We start from the raw sequence: 3,171 nt of genomic DNA on the forward strand, positions 1-3,171 counted from the left end.
AAACCGTTCTTCTTATCTGTCGCTTTCTGCGTCAGTGTTTGTTTAGCCCCATCTCTATCAATCGGATTGGTCGGCGTAATGGAATCAGTAGAAAGAGGAGAAACAAAGTCGTCGCTGACTATGTTCTCTGTATTTTGTTGAACGTAAGCAGTAACCAAGCGCAATGTTTGATCACCTATGGACTCTTTTTTATATTGAGGTGGAACAATATACCCCGTTCCTAGTTCCCCTATGAGTGCCCACGCGACAATATCATAACCAGTAGCTGAAGTTTCTGTATTACCAAATTTTTGATTACTTCCGCCTCGAACCAAGAACACTTTTATCTGACCTTTAGCAGGAATATTGGTAGATTTAATTCTCCCACCTGGTGGTGTAGGTATTTTTACTTGGAATATAGGTCTGTCATTCCCCGTAGCTTTGGCTTTACCCTCCGCATCTTGTTGAGCTGTATGCCCTGAACCCGTCGGAGATAAATCAAATTCCGCTTTTGGAAGCTGGTATCTAATCTGCTGCAGTTTACTCTGTACATTTCCACTATCTAAGGTTACTTGTGGTGTTACATTATATAGTCCGTAAATAGATTTTGGTGTCTTACCTGTAACTTTTATAATCGCTCTCTTTCTATCACCAGAATAAGTTACAGTAGTAGTAGCCCATTTTCTACCAGAGGCATCTGTTTCTGGAAATCCTTTTAATGAAAATTCACGAATTCCTCCATTTTCTACGGTAGCAATAAACTTCAGGGGTGCATCATCTAGATCAGAAGAATTCAATAACGCTACACTATCTTTTTCACTGCCGTCTCTATTCCTGTATCTCTTCTCACTTCCCGGACTTCCTGTAGCTAACCCATAGACCAGTCCAGAAACACTTCTACGGCTCCTAGTTCCTCCAGTTCCTTCCTCATCTTTCTTTAGGTGAGCAGCCTTTTTATACTCCTCAAGTGCAGCATTAAAGACGGCATCATCTACAAGACCATTGTCTGATTGCCCCAATGCTTCGTTGAGTTTATCATAGGATTCCTTGAGTTTTTGGACTTGTTCTGGATTTTCAGTGCTGGTCTTCAGTTCTTGGAGGAGTTTATGGATTTTGTCCGATAAAGGATAGCTACCTGAACCATTTGTGTAGTCTGTAGCTTCCTCCGCCGTTTCCTTGGTTTCTTGATTTTCTACTGGTGCTGTAGGAGGAGTTTGCGGTTTTCTACCACGTCGCCCCCGTCTAGGACTCGAGCTTGGTTCACTCTGAGTCGCACTTCTTCCCTCTCCAAGATCAGCTGGGGATGTGAGTCCGCCTGCCAAGGCCTTGTTGACCTCCTCAGTCAAGGTTTTCATAGCTTGAACTTGGGCATTGACTTCCTCTTGGCTGGAGTTTGGATTCTCAAGAACAGCCTTAGCTTGTGCTAGACCTGCTTCTACACGAGCGTGGAGTTCTTTCATAGAGTCCAGTGTCAGATTGGCAAGTAAAGCTTGTAGACTGGTTTGTGCAGACTCGGCAAGTGACTTATCCACAGTAGGACGGTTTACCTCTGCTTGTTTTTCTCCCTTGCCTTCTTCGCTATCTTTTACTAGAGACTTGTTTTTATTTGAAACTTCTTGATTTTCTTGATTACCTTGCTTAGATGGCTCGGGCTGACTAGGGTCTGTATCAGGAGTTTTTTCACTTAGCTCTTCAGATACCCCCCCCGAGGAATCGCTTACAAGGGCGCTGGTTCTAGTCGTTCCACTCTCTGTCGCTGGGGAAATCTCAGGTGTTTGTGCCTGTACTGTCCCGTTGGCAAAAAACATCAGCGCCGCAACAGCAACACTGGCAGCGCCAAAGTGGTACTTCCTTATCGAATAACGAAAAACCTTTTCCCCTTTGTGGTTTCCTTCATGTTTTTGTTTCATTCTTTCTTCCTTTTTCTATTTGATTTCTTCTGTATAGTCTAGTGCGATCCAGCCCCTGCCCGACTTCAACAAGCCCCAAGTATAGCCGTCTGCTTCTTCTACCTGCATGATCGTAAAAGTCCCAAGAGGACAAAAGCCTTGGTCAGGATAAGCCAGACCTGGACCTGTTCGGATGTAAAGATCATCATCCACCACACGCACTAGATACTCTCCATTCCCATCTCGTGGCTGTTCCTCTTTTGACATTTGGAAACTATCGCCAGAAAGAATCTCAGTTGCCATCTGGATGAGTCGATTTAGATCAATCCCACCAGGGCAATCTGTAGCAGTAAATTCCTGGTGAGGATGGATGGTCTCACGATTGATTGGCAAATTATAACGATTACAAATATCTGCAATCAAACGTGCTGAGTTCCAGTAAGTTTCCTCTGCAATAGTCCAGTCAGGTTCCCCACGATTATTTAAGTGTTCAATGCCAATCGAACGCTGATTGACTTCATAGTTGCCAGCATGATAAGCAACACTCTCTTCACCAACACACCCCCATATCTTATCAGGAGTCACCTGATAGTGAGCAGATGTGCCATGACCTGTAGAGACATACCAAGTACTTCTGGCCCCCTCATCACTCAGCCCACCATTATGATGGATGACAATAGTATCAATATCAAGGCGATTTTGATCGCTATTCATGATTTCCTCATCCACATCTGTGATAAGTCCTGAAAACAAATCGCCATTCACTCTTTTTATCGCAAACATTCTTCTCTCCTAGTCATTTTCTACCTTATCTTCTACCTGAGGATAAAGAGTCGTTCCCCAAATAGAAATCGTCCGCTTACGCACTAGTGGCAAATCAGTTTTTTCATAAACCGTACGCCACCATTCCCAGGCAAGTCCTGTACACTCCCTAATTTTGATAGAGAGATTGCGAACGTTCCCTTTTAAAGGAATACTAGTGGTAAAATGAGCCGTCAAATCCTGCCCATTTCTGTCCCAAGCCTTAGGAGTCAAAACTTCCTTACCTTGATAATCATAGGATAATTCATCCCAAGTAATGTAATATTGGGCAACATAGGCACCACTATGATCCAAGAGTAAATCTCCGTTTCTGTAAGCTGTCACCTTAGTCTCAACATAGTCTGTACTGTTTTGAAAGGTCGCAACTACATTGTCCCGTAAAAAAGAGGTTGTATAGGAAATCGGCAAACCTGGATGATCGGCTGTAAAGCGACTGCCTTCTTGAATCAAGTCCTCTACCATATCCACCTTGCCTGTTACA

At 43.6% G+C, this 3,171-nt stretch carries 2 protein-coding genes and 1 pseudogene; all 3 read right to left on the reverse strand.

The genetic code is table 11. The features are described 5' to 3' along the window. The coding region (locus tag WKI23_RS09350; protein ID WP_368079731.1) for a YSIRK-type signal peptide-containing protein at window positions 1-1,889 on the reverse strand (1,889 nt) is incomplete at its 3' end. 15 nt (window positions 1,890-1,904) lie between these two features. Continuing rightward, window positions 1,905-2,651 carry a peptidoglycan recognition family protein gene (locus WKI23_RS09355; RefSeq protein ID WP_368079732.1) on the reverse strand — a complete coding sequence of 249 codons (747 nt, stop codon included), beginning with the start codon at window positions 2,649-2,651 and terminating at the stop codon, window positions 1,905-1,907. Between the two features lie 9 nt (window positions 2,652-2,660). Then, window positions 2,661-3,171: pseudogene (gene ply, locus WKI23_RS09360) on the reverse strand (cholesterol-dependent cytolysin pneumolysin); the annotation flags it as partial.

It is taken from the genome of Streptococcus pseudopneumoniae, assembly GCF_038148955.1.
GTDB classification, from domain to species: domain Bacteria; phylum Bacillota; class Bacilli; order Lactobacillales; family Streptococcaceae; genus Streptococcus; species Streptococcus pseudopneumoniae_T.

Excerpts from the sequence above, each read along its gene's own strand:
- WKI23_RS09355 (WP_368079732.1), bottom strand. The coding sequence starts at position 2,651 with ATGTTTGCGATAAAAAGAGTGAATGGCGATTTGTTTTCAGGACTTATC.